The sequence below is a fragment of the Dyella choica genome (assembly GCF_003977665.1).
GTDB classification, from domain to species: domain Bacteria; phylum Pseudomonadota; class Gammaproteobacteria; order Xanthomonadales; family Rhodanobacteraceae; genus Dyella_B; species Dyella_B choica.
The window spans coordinates 291,071-305,837 of record NZ_RYYV01000005.1; the positions used below are offsets into that span (position 1 = coordinate 291,071).

13 protein-coding genes are annotated in these 14,767 nt (G+C 62.0%); 11 read left to right on the forward strand and 2 right to left on the reverse strand.

The genetic code is table 11. The features are described 5' to 3' along the window. Positions 1–92: 92 nt before the first annotated feature. From EKH80_RS08950 to EKH80_RS08990, 9 genes are all read left to right on the forward strand, one after another. Complete coding sequence (locus tag EKH80_RS08950) at positions 93–617, forward strand: RDD family protein (protein ID WP_126684384.1); 525 nt, start codon at positions 93–95, stop codon at positions 615–617. Continuing rightward, positions 617–1,297, forward strand: a complete 681-nt coding sequence (locus EKH80_RS08955; protein ID WP_126684385.1) for an RDD family protein — start codon at positions 617–619, stop codon at positions 1,295–1,297. The genes EKH80_RS08950 and EKH80_RS08955 overlap by 1 nt, the downstream gene beginning before the upstream one ends. Then, on the forward strand, positions 1,294–2,271 hold the full coding sequence (locus EKH80_RS08960) for a stage II sporulation protein M (protein WP_126684386.1): 978 nt from the start codon (positions 1,294–1,296) through the stop codon (positions 2,269–2,271). The genes EKH80_RS08955 and EKH80_RS08960 overlap by 4 nt, the downstream gene beginning before the upstream one ends. Next, on the forward strand, positions 2,261–3,775 hold the full coding sequence (locus EKH80_RS08965) for a DUF4129 domain-containing protein (RefSeq protein WP_126684387.1): 1,515 nt from the start codon (positions 2,261–2,263) through the stop codon (positions 3,773–3,775). The genes EKH80_RS08960 and EKH80_RS08965 overlap by 11 nt, the downstream gene beginning before the upstream one ends. After that, a complete protein-coding gene (locus EKH80_RS08970) occupies positions 3,772–4,905 on the forward strand; it encodes a DUF4350 domain-containing protein (RefSeq protein ID WP_126684388.1) in 1,134 nt (377 codons plus the stop codon). The genes EKH80_RS08965 and EKH80_RS08970 overlap by 4 nt, the downstream gene beginning before the upstream one ends. Next, positions 4,902–5,894 carry an AAA family ATPase gene (locus tag EKH80_RS08975; RefSeq protein ID WP_126684389.1) on the forward strand — a complete coding sequence of 331 codons (993 nt, stop codon included), beginning with the start codon at positions 4,902–4,904 and terminating at the stop codon, positions 5,892–5,894. Before EKH80_RS08970 ends, EKH80_RS08975 begins: the two co-directional genes overlap by 4 nt. Next, positions 5,894–7,201 (forward strand): DUF58 domain-containing protein, encoded by a 1,308-nt coding sequence (locus EKH80_RS08980; protein ID WP_126684462.1) that lies wholly within the window; start codon positions 5,894–5,896, stop codon positions 7,199–7,201. The genes EKH80_RS08975 and EKH80_RS08980 overlap by 1 nt, the downstream gene beginning before the upstream one ends. A 464-nt stretch (positions 7,202–7,665) precedes the next feature. Next, positions 7,666–8,061, forward strand: coding sequence for a hypothetical protein (locus tag EKH80_RS08985; RefSeq protein WP_126684390.1), 396 nt, complete (start codon positions 7,666–7,668; stop codon positions 8,059–8,061). A gap of 71 nt (positions 8,062–8,132) precedes the next feature. Then, positions 8,133–8,540, forward strand: a complete 408-nt coding sequence (locus EKH80_RS08990) for a hypothetical protein (RefSeq protein ID WP_126684391.1) — start codon at positions 8,133–8,135, stop codon at positions 8,538–8,540. 245 nt (positions 8,541–8,785) lie between these two features. On the opposite strand, the gene EKH80_RS08995 is transcribed toward EKH80_RS08990, so the two are convergent. After that, positions 8,786–9,286: a GreA/GreB family elongation factor gene (locus EKH80_RS08995; protein WP_126684392.1), complete on the reverse strand. Its 501-nt coding sequence runs from the start codon at positions 9,284–9,286 to the stop codon at positions 8,786–8,788. Positions 9,287–9,373: 87 nt separating this feature from the next. Continuing rightward, on the reverse strand, positions 9,374–11,413 hold the full coding sequence (gene fusA, locus EKH80_RS09000; protein WP_126684393.1) for an elongation factor G: 2,040 nt from the start codon (positions 11,411–11,413) through the stop codon (positions 9,374–9,376). A 419-nt stretch (positions 11,414–11,832) separates the two neighbouring features. Here fusA and EKH80_RS09005 point away from each other — a divergent pair, with 419 nt between their 5' ends. Further along, complete coding sequence (locus EKH80_RS09005) at positions 11,833–12,714, forward strand: hypothetical protein (protein ID WP_126684394.1); 882 nt, start codon at positions 11,833–11,835, stop codon at positions 12,712–12,714. Between the two features lie 87 nt (positions 12,715–12,801). Next, positions 12,802–14,742, forward strand: coding sequence for a hypothetical protein (locus EKH80_RS09010; RefSeq protein ID WP_126684395.1), 1,941 nt, complete (start codon positions 12,802–12,804; stop codon positions 14,740–14,742). Positions 14,743–14,767 lie beyond the last annotated feature (25 nt).

Here is a 14,767-nt window from a genome sequence, read left to right on the forward strand (position 1 = left end):
CGCCGCGCCACTTGTGCGCCCTTCACATCTTGCGCCTATACTCAAGGCAGGCATCGGCACAGGGGCCGATGTGCAGACAGGGAAAACTAGCCATGGAAAACAATCCGTATGCCGCGCCCGGCGCGGTGGTTGAGGATGTGCCTGCATTCGCGGGCGATGACCTGGAGGCACGCAAGGCGGGTCGCGGACGGCGGCTTGGGGCGCTCCTGCTGGATGACCTGATGTTTGCCCTCTGTCTGCTGCCTGTCGCGATCCCCGCCTATACGAATTATCTAGCCAGGGCACGTGGGGGAATCGCGTCGGCTCCCACCGCGAATGTGTACGCAATGGTGGGGGTCGCGCTCCTAATTTGCCTGGCAACTTACGACCTGGTGCTGCTTCACCGTAGTGGCCAGACCATCGGCAAGCGCCTGCTAGGTATCAAGATTGTGCGTACCGACGGTGACCGGGCATCGCTTGCGCGCATCTTCTTTTTACGAGCTTTACCCATTGGCCTGCTGGCGGCTGTTCCATTCGTCGGTCGTCTTGCCAGCCTCATCGATGCGCTGATGATTTTCGGTCAGGAAAAACGTTGTCTGCATGATCGGATCGCGGACACCATCGTCATCAACGACTGATGCTGGATACGGTGCGCGAAATCGAAACGCCGGAAGGTGTCAGCCTGCGTCTGCGTGCGGCCGGAGCGTTTGGCCGTGCGCAAGCCTGGCTGCTGGATACCTTGCTGCGTGCGGTGGTGTTCTTCGTGGGGCTGGGCATTTTTTCGGCGCTCGGCCGCGGCGGCGTAGGCTTGGGTCTGCTGCTGCTGTTTGTGCTCATGTGGGTTTACAACGTGATTTGCGAGGTGTGGTTCCACGGCCAGACCATCGGCAAGCGAGCATTGGGCTTGCGCGTGGTCAATGCCGACGGTACGCCGATCACCTTGCTTCCATCAGTGGTGCGCAACCTGCTACGCGTTGTTGATGCCTTGCCTGGCATCTACGGCGTTGGCTTGATCATGAGCATTATTGATCCTTCTGCGCGACGCATCGGCGACATCGTGGCCGGTACGATGGTGATTCACGCCGAGGAGCTACCTGCCGGCAGCAGGGTCCCGGTGGCTCCCGCACTACCGCTGCCCTTGCCGCTCGACCAGGATGAGCAGGCCGCCCTGATCGAATTCGCCGAACGTTCGTCGCAGCTTACCCCGCAGCGGCAGGAAGAGCTGGCCAACATTCTTTATCCGTTGACGGGGCGGGAAGGCAGCGCGGCTATTGTGCAGATTACAGCTTATGCCAATGGGTTGCTGGGTAGGCCATGAGGCAGGAGCAGTTCGTCGCCTTGCACGCCAAAGAATGGGACGCGTTGCGTAAATGGCTCGAACAGCTCGACCGGCAGCCGAAGGCGGCCATGAGCGCCGAACGTGCGTTGGACTTTCCGCAATCGTATCGACACGTGTGTCACCACCTTTCGCTGGCGCAAGCGCGCGGCTACAGCCGCGAAGTAACCGATCGCCTGCAGCAGATCGTGCTGATGGGGCATCGTCAGCTCTACCGTCCGCCTGCGCCGCGGTGGCACAAGCTGGCGATGTTTCTGGTTGCCGACTTCCCCCGGCTGGTACGGCAACAGTGGCGCTACATGCTGGTGGCTCTATTGTTGCTATACCTGCCGGCCGTCATTGCCTACGCGTTGATCCTATGGAAACCCGCGCTGGCGCATTCGCTTTTCACGACGCGGGAACTGGCTGATTTCGACAAGATGTACGACCCTGCCAACGGCCATATCGGACGAAGCAGCGGCACGGATTTGCAGATGTTCGGTTTCTACATCATGAACAACGTCAGCATCGCATTTCGCACGTTCGCGTCAGGTTTGCTGCTCGGTGTGGGAGCCATCTACGTGCTGGCGGCGAACGGTGTAATCATCGGCGGCGTGGCGGGCCATCTGAATGCCATCGGCTATGGCGCACCGTTTTGGCGCTTTGTGGTCGGCCATTCGGGGTTTGAGCTCACCGCCATCGTGATTGCCGGCGGCGCCGGTTTGCAATTCGGCTTGAGTTTGCTGGCGCCGGGACGGCTGCGGCGTGAGGTGGCGTTGCGCCGTGCGGCGTGGATAGGTGCACGCCTGGCCATGGGGGCGTTCGCGATGCTCATCGCTGCGGCCTTCATTGAAGCGTATTGGTCTTCGATTGCCGCACTGCCGGACCTCGTGAAGTACGGCAGCGGTGCGGGCATCTGGCTGCTGGTGTTGTGGTGGTTGCTGCGTGGCGGGGCAGGGGGCAAGCATGCAGCTTGAGCGCATCGGTGTGACGCTGCGTCCGCGTACGCCACAGGAAGCGATGGATCTGGGCATGGTCATGTTGCGCGCGCACGCGCGTCCGGTGTGGTCCGCCTGGCTGGTATTCACCCTACCGATATTTCTGCTGTGCCAGTTGCTGGCATGGTGGCTTGGCATGCCATGGCTGGGATTGGCGTTGCCGTGGTGGCTTCGTCCGATGTTCGATCGCATCCCCCTGTTTGTACTGTCGTACGCAGTGTTCGAGCAGGCCCCAAGTTGGCGCGTAACGCTGAAGGGGCAACGGACGTGGCCGTGGAAGCGTACTTTGGCGGCTTTGACCTGGCTGCGCGTGGATACCAATCGTGCGTTACGCCTGCCGATGGAGCTGCTGGAAGGTGTCGACTCGAAGCAGCGACGGGCACGCTGGCGGGTGTTGAGCCGGCCGCTGGCCGGAGTTGCTAGTGGCCTGACATGGACCTGCATGGCCTTCGAATGGGTGATTTCGCTCAGCCTGGGCATCTTCGTGCTGTGGCTGGTGCCGAAGGAGGCTTTGCCTGATTCCATGCGAAGTCTGGATCAGGCGCTCAGCTTGCCAGCGTTTCGGAACGCGCTGGTATGGATCGCCTCGGGCTTGACCTACCTATCCATGAGCATCATCGAGCCGCTCTATGTGGCGAGCGGTTTCGCGCTATATCTCAATCGTCGCACGCAACTGGAAGGGTGGGATGTCGATCTGGCGTTTCGGCGCTTGCGCAAACGCCTTGTGGACGCCGGCCTGGCCATCGCGTTGTTTGTTTGTGTGGTGTGCCTGCCAGGCTTCGCCTATGCGGCGGACAAGCGGTCCGACGCCGATCGTACGCCGCCGCAGAACATCGCCGAAGTTTTTCATCAGCCGGTCAACGACAAAGATACGTCGTTCGCCAGCGAAGCGGCTAACGTCTATCGCGATGCCCGCTTCGGTCAGTCGCGCAATGTGCGGCACTGGGTGCGGCGCACCCCCTCGACGCCACAAGCTGACGCGTCGTGGCTCGGCGGGATGTTTGCCAACCTTGGTGCGGGTCTTTTGAACGTGCTGCTATGGGGTTTGCTTGCGGTGTTGGTGGGTGCATTGATCTTGTTTGCGCTGCGCCGCCTGCGTATTGCGAAAGCGTCGCCGGGGGAAAGCAGCGAGACGCCCAGGCCGCTGAGCAGCATCATCATGCGGGAGATGCCACTACCGGAAGACCTTGCTGTTGCCGTGCACGAGCTATGGCGCGGTGGTAGCTGTCGCGAGGCCTTGGCCTTGCTCTACCGCGGCAGCGTGCAGCGCGCTGCCGCGGCACTGCGCATCCCGCCACCGATCGATGCAACGGAATCCGATTGGCTGCAGTATGCACGCGGTATGGAAGACTCGGCGCGCCGTGAGCGGCTGATCGCCATCGTGCGTACCTGGCAGCTCGCTGCCTATGCCGATCGTTATCCTGGCGACGCCGACGTGGATGCCTTGCTGACAGGTTGGCCGGCGCAGCAGGTGGCGTCATGAAAGGCAATTCGCGCCTCGTCGCTGCATTGATCGTGCTCGCCGTGATCGTGCTGGGCAGCGCTTTGTTCTTCGGCACGTACAAGCGGGAATGGACGACGACAACCACGGCTTCGTCCGGTGAAGCACGCTATAACCGCTTTTTCGCGCTGGAACAGATCCTGCAAAACATGGGGCAGCCAGCCAGCAGCGGCGTCTTGCTCGATCGGGTTCTGCCCTCGCTCAAGCCGGGTGACACGGTAGTCATCGGAGATGACGTAGGCCGGATCAAACCCGGGCAGGCAGAGCGGCTCGCCGCCTGGGTGCGCGGGGGCGGGCATCTGGTGTTCGTGCCCACCTCCGATGGCAGTCGCGATGTGCCGTTGCTTGAAGCGTTCGGATGGTTGGGCGATCAAAAGGGCAGCCAGGTCTGTGTGACGCTTTCGATGGGCGTCACCGCGCATGCCGAAGCTGAACAGCAATCGATGATGTTGTGCGGCATGGGTTTCCATCTGCAAGCCCGGGCGTACGCGCGCGCCGACGTTGTCATTGGCGACAATGCCGGCAAGGGGCTGCTGTTTGCCCGCGTGAAGGAAGGCTTGGGGCTGGTCAGCCTGCTGGATGACATGAGCGCGCTTTCAGGCGGCAACCTGAAGCATCTTCCCGAACAGCAGTTTGCCCTGCGTCTGCTCGCACCCCGTTTCGGACATGGCGAGGTCTATTTGCTGTACGAACTGATCGGCAACTCGTTCTGGGTCAATCTGTTCGTGCGTGGCTGGCCGGCGTTGCTGGCTTCCATGCTGCTGATACTTGGCTGGATGGCAGTACGCAGCGAGCGTCTGGGGCCGTTGGCGCCGGCGCCTGGCGCAGATCGCCGTGCGTTGCTGGAACACATCCAGGCGGTGGGCGAATTCCTGTTTCGCCGCGATGGCGGGCACAGCCTGCACCGTCTGGCCTGTGAATCCATACTGGCGCGCCTGCATCGCAGCGACCCGGCCAGCGCGATGCTCGGCAACGATGAGCTTTACGCTTGGCTGGCGCATCGCAGCCGGCTCGAATCAACACATATCGAACACGCTTTCCGCTCGCCCGCGAACGCGGTCGCGTTTCGCAGCAGCATGATCACTTTGGCGCGGCTGAGGAGCCACTTATGACGACAGAAACTCTTGCGCCCGCGGCGCCGATGGCGGTCGACTCCATCCATGCGCGCACCCATGCATTGCGGCAGCAAGTAGCGCATGCCTTCATTGGCCAGGCCGAGGTGTTCGACCAGGTACTGATGGCCCTGCTCGCCGGTGGTCATGTGCTGATCGAAGGCGTGCCCGGACTCGGCAAGACTCTGCTCGTACGCGCACTGGCTGCGGCCATGAACTGCAGTTTCGGCCGCATCCAGTTCACCCCCGATCTGATGCCCACCGACGTGACAGGGCACGCGATCTACGACGTCAAGGCCGAGCGCTTCCAGATCCGCCGCGGTCCGGTATTCGCCAATCTGCTGCTGGCCGATGAAATCAATCGCGCGCCGGCCAAGACGCAGGCGGCTTTGCTTGAGGCGATGCAGGAGGGGCAGGCCACCATCGAAGGGCGCCGCTTTCCGTTGCCGGCGCCGTTCATGGTGGTGGCCACACAGAACCCGATCGAGCAGGAAGGTACCTATCCGCTACCGGAAGCGCAGCTCGATCGCTTTCTGATCAAAGTACTGATTAACTACCCCTCGCTGGAGGACGAAAAGCACATGGTGGAGAGCGTGCTGAGCGGCAAGGTCGCCGCCGACCTCGATGTGTCGCGTGTGCAGCAGGTGATCACGCAGGAAGAACTGCTGGCGATGCAGCAAGGCGTGGCACACATGCACATGGACCCCGCCGTGACGGATTACGCCGTGCGCATTGCGCGCTCCACGCGCGAGTGGCCGGCTGTGGTGGGGGGCGCCGGTCCACGTGGCGGCCTGGCGCTGGCGCGCCTGGCGCGTGCGCATGCCGCCATGGACGGCAGAGATTTCGTTACGCCGGACGACGTGCGCACGGTTGCGCTGCCGGCATTGCGCCATCGCCTGATGCTCGCGCCGGAAGCCCTGGTCGAACGGCAGCGCCCGGATGACGTGATCCGCGCCCTGCTGCACAAGGTCGCAGCGCCACGGCAATGATGCGACCGGCACCACTGCTGCTGTGGCTGTTGTTCGGCTGGACGCTGGTGGGCGTGCTGGCGAGTATCGGCACGATCTCGTTGACAGCATGGCTGGCGTATGGCGCTGTATCGGCGTGCGTGATGCTCATCGATGCGTGGCGCCTGCTACGCACGCCTTCGCCGGCCTTGGAGCGCGAGCTCGCGCCGGTGGTACCGCTGGGCCTGGATATGTTCGTGCGCCTGCGCCTGCAGTCTGCCAAGCAGGCGTTGCGTGTCATTGACGTACATGACCTGCATCCAGGCGGCTGGCCGGTACGTGGCTTGCCACACAGATTGCAATTGGCGGCGCAGACTGAGTATGCGTTCGAATACATGTTGACTCCCGATGAGCGGGGACCTGCGGTCTTTGCCGGTTGTCATCTGCGGCTGCACTCGGCATGGCGCCTGTGGTCGCAGCGCCGCACGCTCGATGTGGTGAACAGCGTGCGCGTGTATCCCAATTTCGCGCCGTTGGCCGAACTGGCCGGCCTCAGTGTCGAGCTCGCCTCGCATACCATCGGCGCTCGTTTGCAGCGGCGGCGCGGCGAAGGCACTGAATTCCAGGAACTGCGCGACTATCGCGTCGGCGACAGTATGCGCAAGATCGATTGGAAGGCCACTGCGCGCATGGGGCATTTCATCTCGCGCGAATATCGTGAGGAGCGTAACCAGCAGATCGTGCTGCTGCTGGACTGCGGACGCCGCATGCTGGCGCGGGATGGCGCCATCTCGCATTTCGATCACGTACTGAATGCTTCGCTGTCATTGGCTTATATAGCCATGCGCGAAGGCGATGCCGTGGGCTTGCTCGCTTGCACGGGGCGCGCGCATCGCTGGTTGCCTCCGCAACGGGGCAGCGGGGGAATGGATATGCTGCTTGGTACAGGTTACGACTTGCAGGCGACTTCCGCGCCCACCGACTATCTGGCTGCGGCAAGCGCGCTGCAGGAGCGGCAGCGGCGACGTGCGCTGGTGATTCTCGTGACCAATGTGCGCGATGAGGACGATAAGGAACTTGCCATGGCGGTGACATTGCTGGCGCAAAGGCATCTGGTGTTGGTGGCCAGTTTGCGTGAGCAGGCCGTGGAACAGGCGGCCAACCATACCGGCGACACCCTGGAAACCGCCATCCGCAACGCCTCCGCCATGCACTATTTGGCGGGACGCGAACGCGTGCATGACGATCTCAACCGGCGCGGGGTGATGACGCTGGATGTGGAGTGTGCGCAGTTGTCGGGAGCGTTGATTGAGCGGTATTTGCGGCTCAAGCGGGAAAGCAGGCTTTAAGGATGTCCTGATCTATCCAGCGCACCCGTCACCGCACTGCGTGCACGTTTGGCTACGCAGGAGTGACAACCCCATCGCTGTGGCACGTTGGGCTCTGTCCACCTCGGCCGAGCCTGCGTCCAGTGTTCGCGGCCGCCATTCCTTGGTTTGTCCATGTTTGGGACCGCAATATTTTAAATTTCTTCTAATAAATGATGAATTGACGCGGGGATGGTCCCTCATAACACTGGCTTGGCCATGTGCCATGGCTTAAACGATTCTGATTAACGTTGTGTCTCAGTTGGCGCGTATCAGTCCCCGTATAGGATGGGCTTGGGTGGGGTGAGGCAACCTCGCCGTGAACTCAAACGGTGCGACAAGCTCGTACAGCCCCACCCAAACCTCCCCTGCAAGCAGAAGGGAGCTGCATACAGCGCAGCTGAAATTCGATGTCAATCAGGTAAATGATTGATTGGAGATTAATTATGGAAATGAAATACAGTGGATTGTCTTGGCTGATGCTATCCCTGTTTATAGCGCCTGCGATTGCATGCGCCAGCGACAATGATGCTCGCCAAACCGTGATAAACAGCATGCATGATATTCAATTGCAGCCGGGAGAGTCGGTTGAGGTAGATCATTTCGATTGTGGGAAAAATACCCTGGCCAGCCTTACGGTCAATCATTCATCGTCATATCCACTGCTCTTGCAAATTCAAGGCGGTGATTTTGCAAAATTCACGCTGGCTAAGCAGGACGGCGATTACGTCACGGCCAGGGCTCAGTCGTCCGGTACGCGTTTTGATTTTCATGTCACCAATCGGTCCACGCAGGCTATAACTGCAACGGTCGGTGCCACTTGCCAGGCTGTGGAAAGTTGAGAGCTGGCTGCCCAAGATGCTGGTTTCTATAGGTCGCATGTCTTAAATGGATTTTTTTGGAAATATCAATGATGAAAAATAAACTCAAAGGCTTGTCTTGGTTTGCGTTATCCATGATTTTGGTGCCGGTCATGGGGTATGCAAGCCCAGACGATGGTCGCCAAGTCGTACTGAACGGTGTTCATACCATTACATTGGACCCAGCGTCCGGGCTGGATGTGGACTATTTCATTTGCTCGTCCAGTTCCGTGCCGACATTGACGGTCAACCATGCATCGGGATACCCGCTGGTTCTACAAATTAAACCTGCAGCAGGTGCTGTAACAGCACAAAAAACCGCGATGAAAGATGGGGACTATGTCGAGTATCTCGGAAGGCCGCAGGATATGTACTATACGTTTACGGTGATTAATCCGTCTTCTACAAGGCCGCAGACCATAACCGCAACAGTCAATGCGAGTTGCCGGCCTAAGCTCTGACGGTATGCGACTGACCGTTGAACAGGATCCACAGGTGCAGGCATCGCACGTAGGCTGGGATGATAATCCCAGCTTTCCACGCAGCATCCAGGTGCTGGGATTGCCATCCTGCCTAGGCGCTCAGATGATTGCTATTCCTTCGATCCGGCGGTGTGCGGCAATGTCCATCACGCCTGCGCCGGAATAAAGGTTAGGTAAGGTTGTCGCCGCTTCGCTCTGGCCTGGCCAAGTGGAAAGAGGTGGCATCAGGCAACATAGTCAATCCGCAACACCTCGATCATCATGTCCCCCGCCGGCCGCTGCCAGCGCACTTCGTCACCCACCCGCGCGCCAAGCAGGGCTGTCGCTAATGGCGATACGTAGCTCACCAGGCCGTGTTCCGCGTCGGCTTCATCCTCGCCGACGATTTGCCAGCGCCGCTCGCCTTCTTCGCTGTCCACCGTGACGGTGGCACCGAACGCCACGCGATCGTGCGGCTGCTTGGATGGGTCGACTTCGATTGCGCTGGCGATGCGTGCATGGAGGTAGCGCAGGTCGCGTTCCAGCGCGCCCAGCTCGTTGCGCTGGTCGAGCGTCTCCTGCTCGTTCCCCTTTAAAGCATCGTGGCTCGCAGCGGCTTTTTCCAGGCGTCCACGCAACAGCGCCAGTCCGCGCGGCGTCACGTAATGGGGATGCGTGCTGATCGGCAGCTCGGGTAATACCTCGGGGGTATCGCCATCATCGTCTTTTACGAAGGCTCGGCTCATGCGGCCCTCCTGTTAGTGATCAAAAACCAGATGAAGCCAGGCGGCTGCTGCGTCGCCCGGCTTCTTTCGGTGAATGCGCGGGCGACGTCAGTCTTCGTCCAATTTGGGTTTCCAGGCCTCGCTGAGCTGGCGCTGGATCGGTGGCGGCACGGGTTCGTAATGGCTGAGATCGAGGCTGTATCGGCCACGGCCGCCGGTCATGGCTTTCAGCTCGGTCGGGTAGTCGGTGAGTTCGGCCAAGGGTGCCTGCGCCTTGATCACGATTTCACCGTCGTGCCTGGCGTCGGTACCCATGATGCGTGCGCGCTTGCTGGCTAGGCCGCCGGTGACGTCGCCCACGTTGGGTTCGGGTATCGCCACTTCGACATCCACGATCGGCTCCAGTACCAGCGGTCGCGCCCGGCTGACCGCATCGAGAAACGCCTTCTTGCCTGCCGCAACGAACGCCACTTCCTTCGAATCGACGGGGTGATATTTGCCGTCGTAAACCGTCACGCGCAGATCCTGCAGCGGATAGCCGGCCACTGCGCCGTTTTCCATCGCCTGGCGCACGCCTTTCTCGATCGCCGGCAGAAATTGCCCAGGGATCACCCCGCCCTTGACCGCGTCGACGAACTCGAAGCCCGCGCCGCGGTCGAGCGGATCGACGCGCAGGAATACCTCGCCGAATTGTCCGGCCCCGCCGGTTTGTTTTTTGTGACGGTGATGTCCTTCCGCCGAATTGGAAATGGTTTCGCGATAGGCAATGCGTGGCGGATGCGTTATCACTTCCACGCCATAGCGCTCTTTCATCCGCTCCAGCATGATCTTCAGATGCAGGTCGGAAAGGCCGCGAATCACCGTTTCGTTCAGTTCCTTGTGATGTTCCACCCGGAAGCATGGATCTTCTTCGGACAGCCGTGACAGCGCCTGCGAAAGCTTCTGCTCATGGCCTTTATGCTTGGGCTCCAGCGCCAGCCCGAACATGGGCTGCGGAAAGTGCACCGGCTCTAGGTGAATGCGGTCTTCGTCGCGCGAATCGTGCAGCACCGTGTCGAAATGAATGTCATCCACCTTGGCCACGGCAGCGATGTCGCCTGCGATGGCCTGCTCCGTTTCCACGTGTGATTTGCTGTTCAGGCGGAACAGGTGTCCCACTTTGAACGCCTTGCGGTTGTCGTCGATGAACAGTTGGCTGTCGCGGCGAATCGTACCTTGCCACACACGGAAAATGGCCAGCTTGCCAACGAAGGGGTCGTTCACCACCTTGAAGACATCGGCGATCACGTGTGCATCCGGATCGGGTTCCACGGCGAGCTGCACGTTCTGCGCATTGCGGAAGGGCGGAGGATTGGCCTCGGCCGGATTGGGCAGCAGCCGGTCGATGAGATCCAGCAGTTCATTCACACCAGCGCCGGTGCGCGCGCTGGCGAAACAGATCGGCACCAAGTGGCCTTCGCGCAGGCATTGTTCGAAGGCATCGTGCAATTGCTGCGGGGTAAGCGCGTCTTCGCCGGCATCCAGGTAGGCACCCATGGTGGCCTCGTTGATCTCCACCACCTGGTCGAGGATCTGTTGATGCGCTTCGGCCAGCGAGGAGAAATCGGTGGCGCCGTCACGCTGGAAGAAGCAGTCCAGCACCTTGCCGCCGTTCTCGGCTGGCAGGTTCACCGGCAGGCATTCGCTACCAAATTCCTCGCGTAACGCATTGACCAGCGCCGGAAGATTGGCGCCTTCGGCATCGATTTTGTTGATCACCAGCAGCCGGGCCAGATTGCGCTCGCGTGCGCGATCCATCATCCGCCGCGTGCCGTGTTCAATGCCGTTGGCGGCATTCACCACCACCGCCACCGTCTCAACCGCGGCAAAGGACGCCAGCGTGCCGCCGCGAAAATCCGGATAGCCGGCGGTGTCGGTCAGATTGATGTGGCAGGCATTGCGATCGATGCCGGCGATGCAGCTATCGATGGAATGGCCGCGCGCCTTTTCCTGCGGATCCGTATCGGACTGCGTTGTGCCACGCTCTACCGATCCAATAGTCTGGATGACGCCGCCGGCATGCAGCAAGGCTTCGAACAAGGTGGTCTTGCCCACGCTGGCATGCCCGGCGAGCGCGACGTTGCGGATGTGTTCCGTGTGGTAGGACACGATGCGACCCTCCTCTGCTTGAGCCGCACCTGGCGGCCGATAGTGGCGGGCCGTCATGCTCGTCCTTGGCGTGTGGACGCAGGGCGGTCATGGCGGGGAGCGGCAGCGACGCCTTTAAGGTTGCTGCTGTTGGTTAGCGTTCTCCCATTGGCGGAGATGGTCAAGTTGCAGTGCGAAGACAGCTGCACGACAACTCGCCGGTAAGCGTTAACCTCGCGTGATTGCCAGGGGAACTCTGCGGCCAAGGCAGGGTCTGTGAACCGCATTCCCTACCCACTACGGCCACAAGCAGGGGCCGGCAAATCATCTGAGGACGCCTTATCCAACGCGCTCAAAAGGTCGACCACCATCGCTGGTTCCCGTCGCCCGATGACGACAGACAGCGCGGACTGGCTCAGCTCGATGGCTCCACACGAGCCATGCTGCACGAATTGCGTTGGCGCAAACCACCGCGTGATCACCGCCGCCTGTGGCTGGCGGTGGCGATCGCGTTGCTGTTGCATGCCTTTTTTGCAGGGGCAGTGTGGTACGAGATGAAGCCGGGTGTGCAGGCGCCGCAAGTCGAGGGGGTGCGCCTTGAACAAGGGATCCAGGTACGCTTCATCACGCGCGGCGAGACGAAACCGCAAGCGGTTCCTCCGCCCGCCCCCCTGCCACCGCCTCGTCCTGTACGCGAGCCGGTATCGAAAAACGCGATGGCGCTGCACATGTCGGCGTCTCCCGCCTCGGTGCCTCAACCTGCCCCCGCATCATCGGCACTGCATCCGCCGTTGTTCGATCGCACCGGGCAGGTCTTGCTGCCTGCCACTGGATCCAGCGCGCCCGCCACGCCTTCGGCGGATTACGTGCAGCGGGCGCCGCAGGGAGACGCGCAAATCATGCAGCATCGTGCCGGAGCGGCTTACCAGTCGGCACCAAACGCCTTCAAGAAGTATTTTCCGCCGCCCAAGGAATCGTTCGTGGCGGGCGTCATGCGCAAATTGAATGGCCACGAAAGCAATACGAAGAATGTCGACCTGCCGGGTGGCATTCACCTGAAGTGCCCGAAGGTGCTGGGTATTGCCTTTTACCCCAACTGCGTCATGCCGCCTCCCCCTCCTCCCTCGACCGACGGCGATCAGCGCTTGAGCATGGCATCTGCGCCGCTGGCGAAGGGAACGCCCATGCCGAAGTTGGACACGGCAACTTGCATAGCCGACTATCGAGCCGGCAGGCCGCTACCTTATGGCTGTCCGGTGGATACTCCCGCGCGGGCGGTGGACGCCGAGAAGAACAAACAAACAGGAACCGTCGGCGGTTAGTGCGCGCTCGAGAATTTACTTCGTCCCATTACACTGGCGCCCATGCCGCCATTGCCACCCGAGCATCCCAACCCGTCCAAGGTCGTCATGATCAAGTCGCCACGCGATGCGGCGGCCTGGGCGATCGTTTATCGGCGGCGGACACGCGACAAGCCTGGTGATCGCCTGCTGAAGCTGGCGGGGGCTTTAGGGGCGCTGCTGGTGCACCTTATCGTGCTATTCGGAATGATACTCGGCGCGCCCTACGAGCTGCGGCCTCCGCCGCCGGAGCCCAAGGGCAATGCGTTGCTGGTACGGCTGATCACGAACAAGCCACAGCCGCCTCCGCCACCACCGGTGCGCGGCGTGCCGCCCAAGGAGCACGGCCCGACGCATCGCGGCAACATCTCCCAAGTGGCGCATGCCACGCATGAAGCTTCCACTGCCGCGCCCGTTGCGGCAGTGGCCCAACCGGCTGCGCCCGCACCAAAACAGCCGCCCGTAGTGGCGCAGGCCAAGCCGCCGGCCGCCGAAAAAGCGCAGCAGCAGCCTGCAGCTCCGTTGCCGCCGATCACGTTGCCAAAGCCGTCGCCGCAGCAGATCGAGCAACCCACGCCGACGGGCCTGCCGCCGCCTCCATTGTCCTTGCAGGCGATGCAGGTACCACAGCCGATACCGCCGCAGTTCCAACCGGAACCGGTCCGCAAGGCACAAGCCGAAGGCACGCAGCCGATGCCGCCCCTGCCATCCATCGCGCTGCCCACGCCGCCGGCGCAATCGGCGCAGACCATCACGGCAGAGCAAATTGCCGTGGAAAAACCCTCGCTGGCGCCGTCGCAGATGCCGAGCGTAGTGCCCGCGCAACCAAGTCCCACGCCTGCGGCGCCACCTTCGCCGTCGTTGCAGCCCATACCCATGCCGGCGCAGGCGGCGCCGAGCGTCAACTTGCAGGCGTCGGCGACGCCATTGGCAACGCCCAATGTGTCGCGTACTTCACCGCAGGAGCTCGGCCCGGTATTGCGTCCGCAGCAACAGCCGGAACTCGCGCCGGCCCCAGTGACGCCGATGGTCGCCCCGACGCCGAGTGTTGCGCCGTCCGCGCCGGCCGTGAATATCGAAGCGCCTAAACTGGCGGTGCCGGCGGTATCGCTGCGTCCGCAGCTGAGCCCGGCACCTTCGCTCACCCCGGCGCCGGCGCAGAACGAGGCGAAGCCGTCGACCTCGCCCAGTCGGGAGCAGGAAACCGCGGCCAGCTCTTCGCCTGCATCCACCCCATCCCCCTCCAACGAGCCTGCGAATGAAGGCAATGCGAGCGCCAGCAGCGCACCCAACGCCATTCCACTAGGCAGCGAAACCGGTAATCCAGGGCAGCCCAATGGCGTGGTGCAGGCGCCGAACGAAAGCAACGGGACCCAAGGCACGCAGCCGACGCCGTCCATTGGCACGGGCAACAACCCGGCAGGCGAGCAGGGCGGGGGAACGCCCGGGACCCCGAGCGGCACTTATATTCAACTCAAGCCGCGCGGTGATACGCAGATCATGTCGCATAACGTGCACCTGCCGGGTTATCGGCCCACGCGCTTCGACCAGTACTGGACGCCCGAGGGCGAGAGTTCTGTGGATACCGCTTTGCGCCATGCGGTGGAGAAGACGACGGTGAAGCACACCTTCAACCTGCCGCAAGGCGTACGCGTCGAATGCGCGGTGAGGCCGCTGCTGCTGCCGGCACTATTCGGCTGCCGCAATCCCGATCCACCGGCGCAGCCGTTGGAAAAGAAAATCTACGACCGGTTGAACCTGCCTTCGCAGAATGCGTCGATACCCAAGTCGCAAGCGGCGGCCGCGGCCAGTGCGCCACCACCTGCGGCATCGGTGGTGTTGGACAACAGCGCGGAATGCGCGGCGGCGCGTGTCAGCGGCGGACCGATGCCACCAAATTGCCCGCAGACCGCAGCAACGCCATCAAAGCCTTTGCCGCCGATCAAGTCGGTGGGTACGCCCACATCGGCGTCGGGTTCGTGGGTGCCTGCCGGCGATCAGTTCCATTGAACAACCGGAGCGTTGTGGTCCGGCG